Origin of the sequence: Nannocystis bainbridge, assembly GCF_028368995.1 — a bacterium.
GTDB lineage: Bacteria > Myxococcota_A > Polyangia > Nannocystales > Nannocystaceae > Nannocystis > Nannocystis bainbridge.
Genome location: NZ_JAQNDL010000001.1, coordinates 2,701,349 through 2,719,998, shown reverse-complemented (window position 1 = coordinate 2,719,998; position 18,650 = coordinate 2,701,349). Strand labels below are relative to the sequence as shown.

Genomic DNA, 18,650 nt, shown 5'->3' with positions numbered 1-18,650 from the left:
TCGTCTTTTGCCCGGCTTCGCGGTACATGATGGTCCGCCTCGCCCGGAGCCCGCATGCCGCGAATGCCGAAAGTCCTCGTACTGGCCTCCGTCCTGGTTCCCGCCCTGGCCCTGCCGTCGCTGGCCCGCGCCGACGAGCCGGCCGCAGAGGCCGAAGCGGAGGTCGAGGCCAAGCCCGAGAAGCCGCTGCCGGCGTGGCGCAAAGAGCTGCACATGATCGAGGTCGGCTGGCTGATGGGGGCGCTGTTCCCGGCCAAGGACCACGGGCTCTACGGGGTCGAGCCGCCGATCCCGGCGCGCCCGTTCAAGACCGGCTTCGACATCGGCCTGCGCCTGGCGTACCTGCCGGTCCGCTTCGTCGGCGTCGAGGTCGAGGGCAACGTGTCGCCGACCAAGGTCGACGTCGAGGACGGCAAGCGAGCGGTGCTGTTCGGCTTGCGCGCCCACGTGATCCTGCAGCTGCCGACCCGCATCACGCCGTTCCTGGTGGCCGGCGGCGGGATGTTCGGCGGCTCGTCGAAGGACGAGCTGATCGGCAAGAAGGTCGACGGGGCGCTCCACGTCGGCGGCGGCCTGAAGATCTACGTCAGCAAGTGGGTGGCGATCCGCGTCGACGGCCGCGACATCGTGACGCCGTCGTACGCGAAGGCGGCCGGCGGAGAGCTGAGCTACGGGCACCACGGCGAGTTCACGTTCGGGGTGTCGTTCGTGTGGGGCCGCAAGGGCACGAAGATGTGGCCCCGCGGCTGAGCGGGCCGCGAGCGGGCGATTCGCGGGTTTGGTGGAGGGCGCGAGGCCCGAGAGTCGGATGCACGGGCGGCCCGGTGTGGGGCCGTGAGGCGCGCGCGACGGATTCACGGTCGGCACGACTTCGGAGCCCGTGGCTGGGCGGGCCGAGGGTGATTCGCAGGCGACACGAGTTCGGGTCGGGCTGCGAGGGTGCGCATGCCGATCGGTCGTGGGTCGGAACGGTCGAGCGAGTCAGGCCGGGGTGATGCAGTCGCTCGAGGTGCAGGCGGCGCGTAGCTCGGGGCTCGGGCTCAGGGCGTCGAGGCCGGGGCCGACGATCGCGGCGCCGGACGCTTCCTGGGCGGCGAGGTCGCGGTTGAGCTCGAGGAGGAATCCGAGCGGGTCGCCGCGCAGGTCGTAGGCGGCGCGCACGGCCGCGTCGAGCGCCTCGTGGGCGTCGCGCAGCGGGGTGCGGTCGGGGCGGTCGAGCGTGCGGTAGAGCTGGCGGCGCGACAGGCTGTGCTGCTGCAGGGCGGCGGCGCGGATCGTGCGGAGCTGGCGGGCGGCCACGGCGATCTGGCGGACCTGCGCGGCGCTCGGGGCCTGCGGCCAGGGGAAGGCGCCCCACACGGTGCTCGAGGTGTAACGAGAGTCGCGCTTGAGGGTGGAGCCGCGGGCAGCGAACCACTGCCAGTGCAGGGCCGATTGCAGGACGCCGAACGAGTAGTCGTCGTCGCGGGCGAACACCACCAGGGCGTCGCTCGGACGGATCTGCGGGCTGACGAACTCGAAGATCGGGCGCCGGGTGACGCGCACGCAGGCGATGAAGCGGGTCAGCGCAGCGATCGCGGCCAGCATCTCGCCGCGCCGCCAGGACAGCTGCCACCAGCGATCGAGGAAGCCGGCGTGGTGGCGATTGACGCGGGCGCGAGGGTGGCCCTGCGCGACCTCGGCGTTGCGCCGCAGCTCATCGGCGGCGGCGCGGCGACGGTCGGGCAAGACGGCCGCGGCGACGCGCGCGAACGGGGCGGCGAAGGCCCGGGCCGCGGGCAGGTCGCGCTCGCCGAAGTCGATGACGCAGCGGCCAGGGCCGCCGTCCTTGCGGCCGAGCAGGTCGTCGCCGCCGAGGTAGGGGAACAGCACTGCGGCGTCGCCAGGGGCCCCGGCGAGCATGCGGCGGGCCTCGGCAGGCGCGAGCAGGAAGCCGTCGTGGCCGACGGTCTGGCCCTGATAGCAGCCGGCGACGAGGTTGGCGCGCAGCGGGGTGGCGGCGCTGACGTCGGTGTCGGGGCTGAGCGCGGGGCCGATGCGGTCGACGATGACGGTCTGCCACGGGCTGTGGGCGGCGTCGCCGGTCTGCCACGAGAGGTATTTTTTCCCGCGGACTTCGCTCTGCTTGACCCAGCTGACGATGGAGACGTTGACGGCGGCGTCGCCGGACCACACCTCGGCGGCGACGGCCTCGGTGATGCTGCCGGTGGCGACGATGTGGCCGAGGCCGCCGTCGCGTGATTCGTTCTGACGGATGGTGTTGGTGCCGACGAGGCCGGCGCGACCGCCAGGCGGCAGCAGGTCGTGGGCCCTGCGGAACCAGTAGACGCAGTAGTCGGCGCGGCCGGAGACCTGCGGGTAGGCGGCGCGCAGGCGGCGGAGATACTCGGGGCCGAAGGCGCGCTGCATCTTGTTCTTGGCCTGAAACGGCGGGTTGCCGAGGATCACGGAGGCAGGGGGCCAGTCGGTGAAGAGGGCGTCGGCGATCCGCAGGTCGGGGCGCGCGGATGTCTCCCGGGACAGGCCGATCGCGTGGCGAGCGTCGGCGCGGCGGAGGTCGCCGGGCACGCTGGAATCAGATGTCTCGAGGGACAGGGCGAGCTCGCGGGCATCAGATGTCTCGAGGGACAGGCCGGGGTCGCGGGTATCAGATGTCTCGAGGGACAGGCCGAGCTCGCGGGAATCAGATGTCTCGAGGGACAGGCCGGGGTCGCGGCGGGCATAGGCGTCGGCGAGGTGCAGGGTGGTGCGCGCGAGCTCGATGGCGAAGGGGTCGCGGTCGATGCCGGCGAGGTTGGCCAGCGAGACGCGGGCCGGGAGCGGGACGGGGCCGAGCTCGGCGTGGAGCCGGGCCAGCAGCTCGGCCTCGAGCCGGAGCAGCTCGCGGTAGGCGACGTGGAGGATGTCGCCGCTGCCGCACGCGGGGTCGAGCACGCGCAGGGCGGTGAGCTCGGCGTGGAGGGCGAGCCAGGCCGCAGGCGAGTCGGCGGCGGCGATGCGCTCGCGCCAGGGACGGACGAGGGTCGGCAGGACGAGGCGCTGGATGTCGGCCTCGCCGGTGAAGTGCGCGCCCTGGGCGTGGCGGCGGCCTGGGTCCATGCCGGCCTGAAACAGGGCGCCGAACACGGGCAGCTGGACGCGCGACCAGTCGGCAGCGGCGGCGTGGGCGAGCAGGTCGCGCTCGTCGGCCGAGAGGGGGTCGAGAGCGGCGTCTTCGTGCAGGTGCGACTCGAGGGACGTGCGCGGGAGGAGGCCGAGGTCGGCGGCGAACAGGGCGTGGACGATGCGCAGGCTGCAGCGGCGGGCGCGGTCGCGGTCGACGCCGCGGGCGACGAGCCGGTCGAACACGGCGGTGATCCGCGCGGCAGCGTCGCGGGTGACGGCGACGCGATCGTTGCGAAACCGCGGCGGCTGCGGCTCGGGCAGGAGGAAGGTCAGGGCGGCGTGGTCGCGCGGGAGGTCGGCGACGGCGAGGCGATCGACGGGCTCGTGCAGCTGCACGGCGAACTCGTGGAGCTCGAGCCCGGTGAACTCGCACAGGGCGACGTAGCGCGGGTGGGCGGTGTGATACTGCCAGTGCTCGAACAGCGGCGCGCGATGGCGGGCGAGGTCGGTGCCGCGCGGGTGCAGCTCGAGCAGCAAGGTCGAGCCGAGGAGCAGCCGGTTCGGCGGCTCGAACTGGCCGCCGGCATGGTGAAGGTCAGGCCAGCCGAAGGCGCGCAGCAGGCCGTCGCAGAAGGCCCGGGCGTCGCCCGGCCCGGCGCCCACGAGCGAGCCGACGCGGGCCGCGAACTCGGCCAGTCGCTGCGCGAGCGCGGACATGGGCGACGCTCATGGGAGCACGCGAGCTCGCGGCGTGTCCAGCTCGCGGGCCCGAGCCGGGGCAGGCGGAGCATGGGAGCACGACAGTCGCGGCGGGCCTCCCGCTCGGCGAGCGGGATGCGGGGCGCAGACGCAGCCGCGAGGACGCGGCCGCGAGGAGGCGGGCGCTCAGCGGTTGCGGGCGGGGCGCTGCCAGTCGTGGTCGAGCATCGTGACGCCGCCGCGGGCGGTGACCCACTGGTTCGTGACGATGTAGTACGAGCGGAAGATCCACGGGCGCACCGCGAACACGAAGTTGTGCTCGTGGGTGACGCAGATCGGGGTGCTCGGGTGGCGCGGGAATTTCCACGCCTTGACGGTGTCGCGCAGGACCTGGTCGACGGCCGGGTCACCGACCGAGTCGAGGGTGGTGATCTTGTCGACGGCGCCGGTGGACTCGATGCAGAAGCCGGTGCGGCCGATGCCCTGCGACCAGGCGACCTGCAGGTCGAGCGCGCCCAGGCGCTTGGCGTCCGGCGGGGCCCAGGTCTTGGTGGCGGCGTCGTCGGTCAGCAGGGCCCACAGGGCGGTGTAGTGGCCCGACTCGGCGTGGCAGGCCTCGCGCGAGCCGCGGGCGCACCACTCGCTGGCGATGGCGCGGGCCTTGTCGGGATCGGCGGGGGTGCCGATGCCGTGTTGCAGGTAGGCGGCGAGGCCGATGCAGCCCTCGGCGAGCCCGAGGTCGCAGGACTTTTGGTAGGCGCCGTACGCCTGGGTCAGGCCCGACTCGTCCTTGCTTTCGGCGGCTTGCAGCCAGCCGAGGCGAGCGCAGCCGATGGCGTCGCCGAGGTCGCAGGCGGAGGTCAGGGCGGTGATGGCCTTCGGGATATCCAGCGGGCTCTTGCGAGCGTGCCAGTCGTCGCTCAGACACATGCCCTCGATCCGGCAGGCGAGCGCGTCCTTCTTGTTGCACGCGGCGGCCACCTCGGCGCACGACTCGTCACGCACCTTGACCGCGTCCTGGCGGGCCGGCGGCTCGGGGCGGACCACCGAGTAGTGATTGCCGAGCAGCACGCAGGCCGGGATGTAGTTGAGCTCGCAGGCGCGGCCGTAGAAGCTGATCGCGGTGTTGAGGTCGCGATAGCCGCGCGAGACGTCGTGGCGCGCCTCGTAGTCGTGGGCGACGGTGAGGCAGGCCTTGAGGTCGCGGCCGTTACACTCGTTGCAGGTGCGCGCGAGCTGGCCGTGCTGGTCGCAGCTCGCCATCGCGGTGGCGTCCCAGGGCGACAGCGCGTAGCCGGTGTTGGGGCGCTTGCACGCCGCGGCTCCGGCAGCGACGGTGAAGCAGGCGAGGAGGAGCAGCGACGTGGTGCCCTTCGTCATGGCGCGCGGAATCTACCAGGCGGAGCGGAGAGGGTCACGCGCGGACTCGTGCCCCAGCACACAGGGCGAGGACGGCGAGCCGGGCGCACCCGGAGGCAGAACGGGGCTCAGAAGGCGCTGGTGGTCACGGATTCGGTGTGCTCGGGGATTGTGTAACGCCGCGGCAACCGGACCGTGAAGGAGCTGCCGCGGCCGACGGAAGATCGCACCTCGATGGCGCCCCCCATCAGCGACACCAGCCGCCGGCACACCGCCAGGCCGAGCCCGGTGCCCTCGTAGCGGCGCGTGCTCGAGGCGTCGACCTGGGTGAAGGGCTCGAAGATCCGCTCGATCTTGTCGATCGGGATGCCGATCCCGGTGTCCTCGACGAACACCTCGAAATTGTCGGGGTCGCCGCGCAGGCGCACCGTCACGGTGCCGTCGCGGGTGAACTTGATGGCGTTGCCGACCAGGTTGATGACGACCTGGCGCACGCGGGTGGCGTCGTGGTGGACGGGGCCGAGGTCGTCGGCGAGGTCGAGCGTGAGGACGTCGTTGTTGCGCAGGGCCAGGGGGATGAAGATCTCCGCGACCTCGCGCAGCAGCCGGGCCGGGTCGAACTCGGTCGGGCTCAGCTCGAGCCGCGAGGCCTCGATGCGCGTGAGGTCGAGGACGTCGGTGATGAGCCCGAGCAGGTGCCGGCCGGAGGCGTGGACCTTGCGGATGTCGTCGATCAGGTCCTCGTTGCCGCCGCGGTCGCGCAGCTCGTCGACGACCAGCTCGCTGTAGCCGAGGATCGCGTTCAGCGGGGTCCGCAGCTCGTGGCTCATGGTCGCCAAAAACGCCGACTTGGCGGCGTTGGCGGCGATCGCCTGGTCGGCCGCGTGGCGGGCCTTCTCCTCCTCCTGGACCGCCGACGCCAGCTGCGCCGAGGCTTGCTCGATCTGCACGATCGCCGCTTCTTTGGTCGCCTCCGAGAACGAGGTCATCCAGGTGATCAGGACCGCGTTGCCGGCGATCGCCCCGAACGCCAGCAGCACGGTGATCTCGGGGTCGTTGACCTCCGGCAGCTCGACGCCGGTCGCCTGGGCGACGTAGACGGCGGTGAGCGTGGCGACGGTGATGAGGCCCCACGCGAGGCCGCTGCGGCGCCCGGAGATGATGCCGGCGAGCATCGGCAAGAGGGTGAGGCAGATCGTGAACGGGGCCCGCACGCCGCCGCCGGTCCAGGTGGCGAACAAGAACCCGGCGTAGAGGATCGCGCAGATCCAGTTGCCGGTCAGCCACAAGGAGCCGCGGCGCATGAACAGCACGCCGAGCAGCATCAGCAGGAGGCTGCCGGTGGTGTTGACGAGGGCGATCCGGCGGAGCTCGGGCTCGCGGATCATCGCCAGCGGGATCAGCAAGGCGCCGCCGACGACCAGGTTGGCGCCGAGGATGCCGAGCGCGAGCTGCGAACGCCGGTGCGTGACGGGGTCGCGTCGCAGCTCCGGTGGGATGAACCCCCGGGCCCACGAGAGCAACCGCCGCAGCTTGGGCGCGTCCGTCATCAGGCCCTGAGATTGTCGCCAAAAGAGGCCCTCGCGGACTAGTGTCCGCTCGTGCGGCCACGGGAGGTCCCTCGCGGGCTTTCTCCAGGCTGCGGGTCCGGCGCAGCGCGACGGGTGCGCGCGCCGCCCTTCAGGCCGCGGGCGCCTCGCTGTGCGGCACTTCGACCAGGTGGCGCGGCAACCGGACGCGGAAGGTCGAGCCGATCCCGGGCTCGCTCGACACGCCGATCTCGCCGCCCATGAGGCGACAGAAGCGATGGACGATGGCGAGTCCGAGGCCGGTGCCGCCGTACTTGCGGGTGGTCGACATGTCGGCCTGGTAGAAGTCCTGGAACAGCTTGTCGATCTGGTCGGGGCGGAACCCGATGCCAGTGTCCTCGACGGTGAAGACGATGTCGTCGCGCCCCAGGGCCTCGTCGAACTCGTGCTCGACCCCGAGCGTGATGACGCCGTCGGTGGTGAACTTGGCGGCGTTCGACAGCAGGTTGAAGAGGATCTGCTTCACCTTGGTCTCGTCGCCGACCATGGTGTGGATGTCGGTCTGGATCGCCTGTGCCAGCATGTTGCGGTTCTTGGCGATCATCGGCGTGATCATGGCGGCGACCCGGGCGACCAGCGCGGGCAGCGAGAACTCGACGATCTCGAGCTGCATCTTGCCGGTCTCGACCTTGGAGAGGTCGAGGATGGTGCTGATGAGGTCGAGCAGGTGCGAGCCCGACATGCGGATCTTGCCGAGGTCGGTGACCATCTGCCGGCTGCCGACGTGCTCGGCGTCCTCGACCAACATCTCGCTGAAGCCGATGATGGCGTTGAGCGGGGTCCGCAGCTCGTGGCTCATGTTGGCGAGGAAGGTGCTCTTGGCCCGGCTGGCGGCCAGGGCCTGGTCGCGCGCGGAGGTCAGCTCCTCGTTGAGCCGCAGCAGGTTCTCCTCGGAGATCTTGCGCGAGGTGATGTCGCTGACCAAAAGGACATGTCCGGGGGTGGCGAGGTCGAGCTCGTGGAAGTGGCCGGTGAAGGTGATCTCGAACACCTGGCGCTCGCCGTCCTGGACGAGGTCGGCGACGCTGCGGCCGAGCGACTGGACCTCGCCGCAGTGGGGGCACGGGCGCGGCTCGGGCAGGAGCAGCTGACGGGCGGCGCCGGCCCACCAGTCGGCGACGGAGGGCCAGCGGCTGGTCATGTCGGCGAGGATCGGGCTGTGCCGGGCGAGCTCGCCGTCGGGCTGGAGGACGGCGATGCCGATGCCGACGGCGCTGGTGGCGTGCTCGAGCAGGGCGGACTTCTCCTGCGCGGCGGCGACGACCTGGGCCTCGAGCTGGGCGGCGCGGGCGGTCTCGAGGGCGATGGCGATGTGACCGGCGATGGCGCACAAGATCTCGACGTCACCGCTGGTGAAGGCGCCGCGGACCAGGCGGTTGTCGAGGTAGACGATGCCGATCATGCGATCCTTGAGGATCAGCGGGGCCGCCATGGCGCTGTGACGGCCGCGGCCGCCGCGGTCCTCGCCGGACACGACGATCGGCTCGCGCGTGCTCTGGACCTGCTCGACGACGTCGCGGACGACGCCGAAGTCGGCCGCGAGCTCGCCGCCGCGGGCGTCGCGGCCGACCTTGAACTCGAGCTTGCCGGTGTCGTCGCACAGGAACAGGGCGCAGCGCTCGGCGGCCAGCAGGCGCGCGAGCTCGTCGATGGCGATCCGCGCCTGCTCCTCGAAGGCGCGCGCGGTGGCGGAGGCGAGGCTGAGCTCGAGCAATGCGTCGAGGTGCCGGCGCAGGCGGGCGGCCTGGACGTCGCCGAGGTGGCCGTCGCTGGTGCCCCGCGGCTCGTGGACGGCGCCGAGGTCGAAGGTGCGGCGGATGGCCTCGGCGCGCGGGCGCCAGCCCAGCTCCTCGGCCAGCGCGGCGGCGGCCCGGGCCTCGCGGCGGCCGGCGTCGACCCGCCCGGCGCCGCACAGCGCGTGGGCCCGGTGGTGCAGCGCCTCGCAGCGCAGCCACCGGTTCTCGCTGGCGAACGCGAGCTGCTCCGCTTCGGACAGGTCCGTGAGGGCATGGTCGAAGAGACCTGTCATCCAGGACATGCCCGATCGGCCAAGTAGGAGGAAGCCGCGCAGGACCGGGTGGTTCGGCAGCAGGGTGAGGGTGTCGAGGGCGGCGCGCAGGCGGACGAGGTGAGGCCCGCGCAGGGCCGGCGGGGCGGCCAGGGCCTGGTGGAGGCGGGCGTGGACGACGAAGGCGTAGGCGTAGCGGACGTGGTAGGGGACCTCGCGCGGGCGCAGCGACAGGGCGTCGAAGCGGGCGATGGCGTCGTCGACGACGGCCGAGGTCTCGCCGAGGAGGACGAGCGTGACGACCTCGAGGCCGTAGAGGTTGGCCAGCTGGCCGCGGTCCTCGGCGAAGCTGGCCGCGCCGCCGCGGGCCCGACCGAGGTGGCGCAAGGCGTCGTCGCGGCGGCCGGTGCCGGCCAGGACGACGGCGTGCAGGCCGTGCGTGAAGACGGTGGCCTGGCGGGTGGTGCGGTCGCCCTCGAGCTCGAGCTCGGCGGTCAGGCGGCGCAGGACGGCGAGGGCCCGGCCGTCGTGCCCGCGCACCCACAGGTTGAGCGCGAGCAGCTGGTGGGTGAACACCAGGCCCCAGTTCTCGAGCCAGCGGTGATGATCGGCGAGGGTGCGCGCGAGCATCTGCTCGGAGGCCAGCACGTCGCCGCACGACTCGTGGATCGCGGCGGCGTAGAAGCTGACGCGCGCGAGGGTGCGGCGGTCGCCGACGGCGGTGGCCATGGCCACGCCCTCGGCGGCGCAGCGGCGGGCGGCGTGCGAGCGGCCGACGGCGGCGTAGATGATGCCGAGGGCGATCTTGGCCCGCGCCAGCTCGGCCGATGGGCCGAGGCGCTCGCCGTAGTAGCGCAGGCGGCCGACGGCCTGCAGCAGGGTGGCGGTGCGGATGTCGAAGTAGGCGACGCGCACGGCGTCGTCGTAGAGCTGGGCGAGCAGGGTGGCGCGGGCGCGGCGCGGACCGACGGCGCGGCCGACCCCGGTGGCGGCGATCAGCGCGGCGGCGAGGACCATGCCGAAGCTGAGCAGCAGCGCCAGCGGGCTGCGCGACGGCATGGTCGCGCCGACCTCGGCGAACGCGGCGGCCAGGCTGGCGAGGGCGCGCTTGTGCTCGAGCCGGAACAGCTCGACGCGGGCGCGCCGGCGCAGCAGCTGGGCGCGCCGGGCCGGGTCTGTCTCTTGCGACATGGCCCGAGAGACATGTACTTCGGCCTCTTCGTGGCGACCGGTGCGGCTGCAGACCTCGCTGAGGCCCTCGTCGAGGCGCGGGTCGGGCGGCAGGCCGACGCGGGCGCGCAGCTCGTCGGCGCGGCGGAAGTAGCGGTAGGCGTCCTCGTCGGCCGATTCGGCCTGGGCCAGGCGACCGGCGCGCAGGCAGACCTCGATCGCGCGCTCGGGCTTGGAGTGGTCGCCGGCGAGGTAGTGGTGGGCCAGGCGGTGCAGGCCGTCGCCGTCGATGTCGACATTGTCGAGCGCCTCGGCGACGCGCTGGTGGTACGAGGCCAGGCCGGCGCCGTCGAGGCCGGCCAGCAGGGCCTCGCGCACGCGGTTGTGGACGAACACGTAGTCGCCGAGCGGGCCGCGCTCGAGCAGGCGGGCGGCGGCGGCCTCGGACAGCGCCTGCGACACGCCGAGCGGGTCGCGGCCGAGCACGCGGGCCAGCAGCGCCGGCTTCACGTCGGGCCCGAGCACCGCGGCGGCGCGCAGGGCGTCGCGGGTGCGCTCGCGCAGGCGGGCGACGCGGGTGAGCAGCAACTGCTGGACGTCGCCAGGCAGGTGGAGGTTGGCGAGGCCGGCGACCTCGACCTGCCAGACGTCCCAGAACGGCCGCAGGACCCCGCCGTCGAGCATGGCGCGCACGTACTCGATGACGCCGAGCGGCAGGCCGCCGCTGCGGCTCTCGACCAGGCGCACCAGCTCGTCGTCGACGCGCCGCTGGCCGAGCATGGCCGCCATCAAGGCGGCGACGGCGGGCTCGGACAGCGCCTCGAGGGCCAAAAATTCGCAGGCGCCGTCGCGATCGAGCTCGCCGGCCCAGCGCTCGAACCGGCCGACGGTGACCAGCAGGAGCGGCAGCTCGGCGATCCGGCCGACGAGCAGGCGCAGGGCGGCGAGGGTGGCGTCGTCGATGACCTCGGCGTCGTCGACCCACAGCACCGCGCCCGGGTTGGCCTCGGCGATCAGGGCCAGCGCGTCGACGGTGGCCGACACCAGCTCGCCGCCGTCGCCGCCGGCCAGGGCCGCGGTGTCGGGCCGCAGCCGCCGCAGGTGCGGGTCGACGGCGGCGCGCAGGCCGGCGAGCGGGCGCGCGTCGGGCTGGCACCTGACTGAAAGGACAGGCACGCCGTCGCCCGCGCGCGCGGCCGCGAACGCGGCGAGCAGCCGCGACTTGCCGCTGCCCGGCTCGCCGGTGACGAGCACGCCGCCGCCGAGGCCCTCGCGGGCGCGCGCGTGAGCCTCCTCGAGCCGGCGGAGCTCGGGCTCGCGGCCGACCAGCGGGCCGTCGAGCCTGTCCTTTGCGAAATGTCCGAAGGGACCTGTCCCAATGGACTCGTCGATCGCCAGCAGGGCGGCGGCGGTGGCCTCGCCGGTCTGGAACCGGTCGTCCGGGTCCTTGGCCAGCAGGCGGGCGACCACCGCCGCGAACGCGGGCGAGCAGCGCGGGACCAGCTCGCGCAGCGGCGGCGGGGCGAGCACGGCGTGCTGGCGCAGCAGCTCGTCGGGCTCGCGGGCGAGGAACGGCGGGCGGCCGGAGACCGCCTCGAACAGCATGGCCCCGAGCGCGTAGAGGTCGGAGCGGGCGTCGACGGTGCGGTCGAGCAGGCCGCCCTGCTCGGGCGCGCGATAGGCCGCGGGCCCGGCGGCGCCCGGCGGCGCGCCGTCGCGGAGGTCGAAGTCGACCAGCTTGACCAGGCCGCTGGCGTTCGGCAGCAGCAGCACGTTCTGCGGCCGCATCTCGCGGTGGAGCAGGCGCCGGCGGTGGATCTCGCCGAGCACGCCGGCGAGCTGCAGGCCGAGCTGGATCGCCTCGGCCTCGGACAGCGGGCCGGCGGCCAGCCGCGCGGCCAGGGTCCGGCCCTCGACGTACTCCATGATCACGTACGGCAGGCCGGCGGCGTCGCCGATCTCGAACACCTGGACCACGCACGGGTGCGACAGCGTCGCCAGAGTGGCGGCCTCGCGGCGGAAGCTCAGCGCCGCGGTCTCGAGCTCGCCGGCGTCGGTGCGCAGCAGCTTGACCGCGACCACGAAGTCGCCGCGCCGGGCCCGATAGACCACGCTCCGCGCGCTGCGGCCGACCTCCTCGAGGAGCTGCACGCCCGGCAGCTGCGCAGTCGGTGTGTCCGGCACCGCGGAAGTATCACCCAATCGGCGGCCGCTTCGCGCCGCGGGCGGCCGGCGCAAGGCCGCGCGGGGCGGTTCCGCGCCGGATCAGCGGGCCGCGCTCGGGGCCGGTGGCGTCACCAGGCGGTGATACAGGGCCGCCGGGGGGACTCCCTCGCGCAGCAGGGCCTCGGCGCGCTCGAGCTCCTCCTGGATGACGAGGCGGAACTCGAGCTCCGGCACGGCGCCGTCGACCGCGCGGCCGTTGACGAAGTACGCCGGCGTGCCGCGGACCCCAAGGGTGGTGCCGAGATCCTGGTCGGTGACGATCCGCGCGTCGGCCTCGGCGCCGTGCAGACGCTGCTTGAACTTCTTGGGGTCGAGCTTCAGCTCGCGGGCGATCTGCAGCAGCGTGTCCTCGTCGAACCGGGCCTTTTCGCCGTAGAGGCGGTCGTGGAACTCCCAGAACTTGCCCTCGGCCTGGGCCGCCATGGCCGCGCGCGCGGCCATGAACGCGTGGCTGTGGAACGGCAGCGGGTAGTGCTTGAACACCACGCGGACCTTGTCGCCGTAGCGGCGGCGCAGCTTCTCCACGGTCTCGTGGCCGCGCACGCAGAAGCCGCACTCGAAGTCGGCGAACTCGACGATGGTGACCAGGGCGGTGGCCGGGCCGCGCTGCGGCGAGTCGTCGATCGGCACCGGATAAATGACGTCCGGCTTGAGCCCGGGCCGAGGCTTGCGCACCTGGACCTCGCGGTAGCCGTCCTGGATGGCGTGGGCGTAGATCCGGTCGGGCTTGACGCCCTGCTCGCGCCACTTGGCGGCCAGCTCGAGCTCCTCGCGGACGACCGAGCGCAGCAGCTCGAGCGGCTTGGCGCCGTTGATGTGGCGGCCGTTGATGAAGTAGGCCGGGGTGCCGGTGACGCCGAGGCGCCGGCCCTGACGCAGGTCTTTCTGCACGGCGGTGCCCCAGCGCAGGGCCTCGAGGTCGTCCTGGATCTTGCTCAGGTCGAGCTCGGCGGCGCGCGCGGCGTCCTGCAGGCTCTCGAGGTCCATGCCCTTCTGGCCGAAGATGCGGTCGTAGAAGCCCCAGAACTTGCCCTGCTCGAGCGCGGAGCGGGCCATCAGCGCGGCGACGAGGGCGTAGCCGTGGAACTCGAGCGGGAAGGCCTTGTAGGCGAAGCGCAGCTGGCCGGCGAACTCCTGCTCGAGCGCGAGCATGCTCCGGTGGCCCTTCTCGCAGTAGGGGCACTCGAAGTCGGAGAAGGCGACGATGGTGACGGGGGCGTCGGCGGGCCCGCGCACCGGCGCGTCGCCGACCTCGACGTAGAAGCGCTCGTGGGGCACGTCGCGCGCGATGCCGCCGGTCTCGAAGCCGGGCAGCCCGGCGGCGGCCTGCGCCAGCGGGCTCTCGCCGGTCGCCTGCGCCTCCGCGGGGGCCTCGGCGCTCGCCTTGGGGCGCGAGCAGGACAGGAGCGCGAGCGAGGCGCCGAGGAGCGCGGTGCGGAGCGAGGGACGCGGCATCGGCCGCCAGTGTACCGCGCGAGCGCGGATGATGCCTGGTAGGCTGGCGGGAACATCGGCCGGCGGCGGCCGCGTCTTCTCCGCGAACCACCACGGGAGCCCAAGACCTATGCAGCGCGTCGTCTGTGTCGATGTCAATCACTCGTACGACGGGGTCCGCGACGCCGTCCGCGACCTCCGCCTCGAGATCCGCGCCGGCGAAGTGCTGGCCCTCATCGGCCCCAACGGCGCCGGCAAGAGCACGACGCTGCGGATCCTCGCCACCCTGCAGAAGCCCGACCGCGGGACGGTGCTGTGGGACGGCCGCGACGCCTGGGGCGAACGCTACGCGATCCGCCAGAAGATCGGCTTCCTCGGCGACGGCACCGCGCTCTACCCGGGCATGACCGCGGCCGGCTACCTGACGTTCTTCGCCGAGTGCTACGGCCAGGACGACAAGGCCGCGAAGGCGCGCGTCGACGAGCTGCTGCAGGTGTTCGACCTCGCCAGCAAGGCGCACGCGCGCGTGTCCGACATGAGCAAGGGCATGCGCCAGCGGCTGGCGATCGCGCGCACGCTGGTCCACCGGCCGGAATTGCTGCTGCTCGACGAGCCAGCCGACGGCCTCGACCCACTGGCGCGCAGGCAGCTGCGCGAGGTGCTGCGCCAGGTCGCCGGCGAGGGGGTCGGGATCGTGATCAGCAGCCACATCCTGCGCGAGCTCGACGGCTTCTGCGACGCGGTAGCGGTGATCCAGCAGGGCAAGCTCGAGGTCCACGGGCCGGTCGACGAGGTGATCAACCGCTACGAGGTGGGCCGCCGCCTGCACGAGGTGCAGGTGACGCGCGGGCTGGGGCGCGCGATCGAGATCCTGCGCAAGCACGAGGGCCTGATCGAGGCGGTGCTGCCGCTGCACAAGGGCGAGGTCCAGCCGGACCCGGAGAAGGACGAGCGCGGGCTGCTGCGCGTGCGGATCCACGGCAGCGAGGAGCGGGCGGCCCACCTGCTCAAGGAACTGGTGCTGGGCGATGTCGAGGTGATCTCGCTGAGCAAGGTCCGCTCGGACCTCGAAGACGTGTACAGCAGCCTGGGACGCGACAAGGTCAGCTGACCGTTCAGGCATGTTCGAAAGGCCATGTGCTCATGGACATGCTTTTAAAGGCATGTCCTCGAGGCCATGACCGAACAGGCAGGTCATGATCGCGGTCGGGCCTGACCTGCGTGAGGCGAGACGCGAGCAGCGGGTGTCGACGTGAAGTCTGATCGCGCGGTGAGCGTGCGTCAGGCCGCTGTCAAACAGAGCCAGACGAGGGCGGCGTAGCGGGCCAGCTTGCCGAGGGCGATCCACAGCAGGGCGGGCAGGACGGGCAGCTTGAGCCAGCCTGCGACCAGGCACAGGGCGTCGCCGCCGAACGGGAGCCAGGCGAGCAGGAGCACCGGGGCGCCGCGGCGCTGCAGCCACCGGGCCGGGCGCGAGGCGAGCCTGGCAGGGTCGATTGCGACACGGCCGAGCCGACCGAGCGCGTAGGTGGTGAGGCTGCCGGCCGTGTTGCCGAGGGTGGCGACGGCGAGGGCCGCGGGCCATAGATCGGGCCGGGCCGCCAGGAGCGCGAGCAGCCACACCTCGGAGGCGAGCGGCACGAGCGTGGCCGCGAGGAAGCTGACGACCAGCAGCACCAGCAGCGAGGCCTCGGCGGGCGGGAGCAGGGCGGCGAAGTCGGGCAGGCACTTCGAGCATGCCTGCGCGCAGGGCTGACGTCACGCGTGGGCATGCATGCGCGCGGCGCTGGCGTCACGCGTGGGCATGCCTGCGCGCGCGGCTGGCGTCACGTGGGATGCGGGATGCGAGGCGTGACAGGCGGAGCGCGCGCGGCGGGGCCATGGCCGGGCGAGGCTTCGCGTCACGCGGACGCGGGGCACGCGGTGCGGGATGCGGCGCCCACGACGCGAGGCGCGGCAGCTCGGGACGCTCGCGTCGCCAGGCAGGCGGCGGTGCGCGGAGGACCGTCGCGCTCCACGCCACGGGCTGCGGTCAGGTCTCGTACCCGAACGACGCGATACAGACCTCGCCGACCTCGCCGCTGACGACCTCCTCGAGGCAGTCGGCCTTGGCCTGGATGTCGACCTCGGCCCGGCAGTCGTCGAAGTGCGCGGCGTCGCGGAGCTCATAGCGGCCGACATCTTTAAAATAGCCGCTGGCGTCGAGCTCCTCCTTGTGGGCGACGTAGGCGGTGCGGTCGCCCTGCAGGTAGACGTCGATCTTGCGCTGGCCGTAGCCGTTGTCGATGTCGTAGTGCACGCTCAGCGAGCCGATCGCGGTGCCGTCGGCGAGCGCCTCGAGCACGCAATTCACGGCGGCCTCGTCGGCGGCGGCGCAGGTCTGGTCGATGTCGCTGCACTCGAACTCGACCGCCGGACACAGGCTGGTGGTGCCACACACGTTCTCGACGGTGGAGGAGAGGTTGACGTGGGCCTCGAAGCAGCAACAGGCGTCGGCGACGGTGTGGTCAGGGCACAGCGCGCTCGGCTCGCCGGTCTCGGTGCCGGTGCCGGCGTCGGTGTCGGTCGAGGCGTCAGTCGAGGTCGGGGTGCCGGTCGAGGTCGGTGTGCCGGTGGTGGTGGTCGAGGTGTCGCTGGTGGCGTCGCCGGCGGTCGTCTTCTCGGCGCCGGGACAGGCGGGGAGGACGGCGAGCAGCGTGACGGCGAGGAGGTCGAGGCGGGCGAGAGCGTGGGGCATGAGCGGTGTTCGGGGCGGGGATAGCGGATGCTGCAGCGTCGGCATAGCGGCCGTGATGCAGCTCGAAGAGTATGCCCGCGCGTCGGTCTCGCGTCATCTGCGAGCGATCGTCGTCGCGCTCGCTTCAATGGGTCCAGCAAGGTGCGCTGGGGGGGCCCCACGAGACTTCGCGTGTTTGCTCAGCTCGCTGCGACCTCGTGCCGATCCGGGGCCTGTGCTATCCCCGACGAATGAGCGACGGCAGCGCGATCGAGTGGACCGACGCCACCTGGAACCCGGTGCGGGGGTGCACCAAGATCAGCCCGGGCTGCAAGCACTGCTACGCCGAGACGTTCGCCGAGCGCTGGCGCGGCCTGCCGGATCATCCGTACGGCCAGGGGTTCGATCTGCGGCTCGTGCCCGAGAAGTTGGCGGAGCCGCTGCGGTGGCGCAAGAGCCGGCGGATCTTCGTCAACTCGATGAGCGACCTGTTTCAGGAGGGCGTGCCGATCGAGTTCATCCGCAGCGTGTTCACGACGATGAACCGGGCGCCGTGGCACACGTACCAGGTGCTGACCAAGCGAGCCGCACGCATGCGGCAGGTGTGCTCGGAGTTGCCGGATGCGCTGGTCCGACAGCCGCAGATCTGGCTCGGGGTCAGCGTCGAGGATCGCAAGTTCGGGCTGCCGCGGATCGACGTGCTGCGCGAGACGCCGGCGGCGCTGCGCTTCCTCTCGATCGAGCCGCTGCTCGAGGATCTCGGGCGGGTCGACCTGCGCGGGATCGACTGGGTAATCGTCGGCGGTGAGAGCGGCCCAAAGGCGCGGCCGATGCAGGAAGCGTGGGTCCTCTCGCTGCTCGAGCAGGCGCGCGACGCCGGAGTGCCGTTCTTCTTCAAGCAGTGGGGCGGCGTGCAGAAGAGCCGTCACGGTCGCACGCTGCTCGGTCGGACTTTCGACGAGCTGCCCGCGAGCGCCCGCGAGCGCTCGCAGGCGCGCCCGGTCCGGTCGCGCGAGCCCGTGCGTCTCGAAGTGCTAGCATGATCGGGTTCCCTGGAGGGGGCCGTGGTACATCGTCAAGACTATCGACGCCGCGAGCAGGCGTATGTCAAACATTACGTGCTCGAGCACTATCTGCAGCAGCTCGCCCTGAAGATCGGGCATTACCGACCGGGGACGACGCTCAACTATATCGACGGGTTCTCGGGGCCGTGGCAGCAGGCCACCGAGGCGCTGCGGGACACCTCGCCGCACGTGGCGCTCACCCAGCTGTGCGCGGCGCGAGACCTGTTGCGGGCGCGGCAGATCGAGCTGCGGGTCCGCGGGATGTTCGTCGAGACCGGCCGCGAGGCGTTTGCGCTGCTGCAGGGGTTACTGGACGAGCAATTCGCGTCGGTCGAGAGCGCGGCCCACAACGGCGAGTTCGAGGCGCATATCCAGCAGGCGTGTCGGTTCGCCGAGCAGGGACCGCAGCCGTTCGCCTTCGTCTTCATCGATCCGACCGGCTGGACGGGCTACGGGCTGAAGGCGATCACGCCGCTGCTGAAGATCCGCCGCAGCGAGGTGCTGATCAACTTCATGACCAAGGACATCACCCGCTTCGTCGACGACGGTGAGTCGGTCGCGCTCCAGTCGTTCATCGACCTGTTCGGCGACGCGACCTACCGCGAGGCGTGGCGGGGATTGGCGGACCTCGACCGGGAGGACCGGATCGTCGAGACGTACTGCGATCGGGTGCTCAGGGCGGGAGGCTTCGCGCACTGCGTGCCGACGGTCGTGCTCAACCCGCGCCACGATCGGACCTGTTATCACCTGGTCTACGCGACGCGAAGCCTTCACGGCCTGGTCGCGTTTCGTGACACCGAGCGAGAGGTGACGCCCGAGCAACGAGCGGCGCGGGCCGAGGCGAAGCAGCGCGAGCGGCTGCAAAGAGGGCAGACCGAGATGTTCGAGGCGCCCGTGATGGAGACGTCGTACATGGCCGAGCTGCAGCAGCGCTATCACCGGAGGGCCCGCGCGGCGCTGGCGGACCGGTTGCGCGACGCCGGCGAGGTCGAATTCCCCACGCTCGTCGGGGACGGCTTGCGGCTACCGATGACCTGCCTGGCCGACGTCAAGGACTGGCTAAACGCGTGGAGGGACGCGGGCGAGGTCGAATTCCTCGGGCTCGCCCCGGGCGAGCGAGCCCGGGCGATCGACAAGAAGCATCGCGTGCGCTGGCGCGGCGGTCGCTTGTCGTGAACCGGCGGCGCTCGCTGCCCTGGGCAGGGTGACTCGGAGGCCGGCGCGGGCCGGCCGTGTTCGGGGCAGCCGAGGCTCGTCACTCGTCGCCGCATGGAAGGCGG

Annotated in this window: 11 protein-coding genes; 4 read left to right on the top strand and 7 right to left on the bottom strand. The window is 72.4% G+C overall.

What is annotated here, in order from left to right; all coding sequences use genetic code 11:
- Positions 1-63: 63 nt before the first annotated feature.
- Positions 64-750, top strand: coding sequence for a porin family protein (locus tag POL25_RS10660; RefSeq protein WP_272085843.1), 687 nt, complete (start codon positions 64-66; stop codon positions 748-750).
- A 231-nt stretch (positions 751-981) separates the two neighbouring features.
- On the opposite strand, the gene POL25_RS10655 is transcribed toward POL25_RS10660, so the two are convergent.
- The 5 genes from POL25_RS10655 to POL25_RS10635 form a co-directional block, all read right to left on the bottom strand.
- Positions 982-3,822 carry a DNA methyltransferase gene (locus POL25_RS10655; protein WP_272085842.1) on the bottom strand — a complete coding sequence of 947 codons (2,841 nt, stop codon included), beginning with the start codon at positions 3,820-3,822 and terminating at the stop codon, positions 982-984.
- Positions 3,823-3,990: 168 nt separating this feature from the next.
- Complete coding sequence (locus POL25_RS10650) at positions 3,991-5,184, bottom strand: hypothetical protein (protein WP_272085841.1); 1,194 nt, start codon at positions 5,182-5,184, stop codon at positions 3,991-3,993.
- Between the two features lie 107 nt (positions 5,185-5,291).
- Positions 5,292-6,713, bottom strand: coding sequence for a sensor histidine kinase (locus tag POL25_RS10645; protein WP_272085840.1), 1,422 nt, complete (start codon positions 6,711-6,713; stop codon positions 5,292-5,294).
- Between the two features lie 130 nt (positions 6,714-6,843).
- Positions 6,844-12,114, bottom strand: a complete 5,271-nt coding sequence (locus POL25_RS10640; protein WP_272085839.1) for an ATP-binding protein — start codon at positions 12,112-12,114, stop codon at positions 6,844-6,846.
- Between the two features lie 81 nt (positions 12,115-12,195).
- On the bottom strand, positions 12,196-13,611 hold the full coding sequence (locus POL25_RS10635) for a DsbA family protein (RefSeq protein WP_272085838.1): 1,416 nt from the start codon (positions 13,609-13,611) through the stop codon (positions 12,196-12,198).
- A gap of 109 nt (positions 13,612-13,720) precedes the next feature.
- Between POL25_RS10635 and POL25_RS10630 the strand changes: the two genes are divergently transcribed.
- Complete coding sequence (locus POL25_RS10630) at positions 13,721-14,701, top strand: ABC transporter ATP-binding protein (protein WP_272085837.1); 981 nt, start codon at positions 13,721-13,723, stop codon at positions 14,699-14,701.
- A 170-nt stretch (positions 14,702-14,871) separates the two neighbouring features.
- Here the strand turns inward: POL25_RS10630 and POL25_RS10625 are convergent, their stop codons facing one another.
- Both POL25_RS10625 and POL25_RS10620 read right to left on the bottom strand, forming a co-directional pair.
- Positions 14,872-15,267: a YqaA family protein gene (locus tag POL25_RS10625; protein WP_272085836.1), complete on the bottom strand. Its 396-nt coding sequence runs from the start codon at positions 15,265-15,267 to the stop codon at positions 14,872-14,874.
- Positions 15,268-15,622: 355 nt separating this feature from the next.
- Entirely contained in the window at positions 15,623-16,327 is a 705-nt protein-coding gene (locus tag POL25_RS10620) for a hypothetical protein (RefSeq protein ID WP_272085835.1), read from the bottom strand.
- A gap of 230 nt (positions 16,328-16,557) precedes the next feature.
- Here POL25_RS10620 and POL25_RS10615 point away from each other — a divergent pair, with 230 nt between their 5' ends.
- Together POL25_RS10615 and tcmP are read left to right on the top strand one after the other, a co-directional pair.
- The gene (locus POL25_RS10615; protein ID WP_272085834.1) at positions 16,558-17,349 is read left to right on the top strand and encodes a DUF5131 family protein; all 792 of its coding nucleotides are present in this window, start codon (positions 16,558-16,560) and stop codon (positions 17,347-17,349) included.
- Positions 17,350-17,370: 21 nt separating this feature from the next.
- Positions 17,371-18,546: a three-Cys-motif partner protein TcmP gene (tcmP, locus tag POL25_RS10610; protein WP_272085833.1), complete on the top strand. Its 1,176-nt coding sequence runs from the start codon at positions 17,371-17,373 to the stop codon at positions 18,544-18,546.
- Positions 18,547-18,650: the final 104 nt, after the last annotated feature.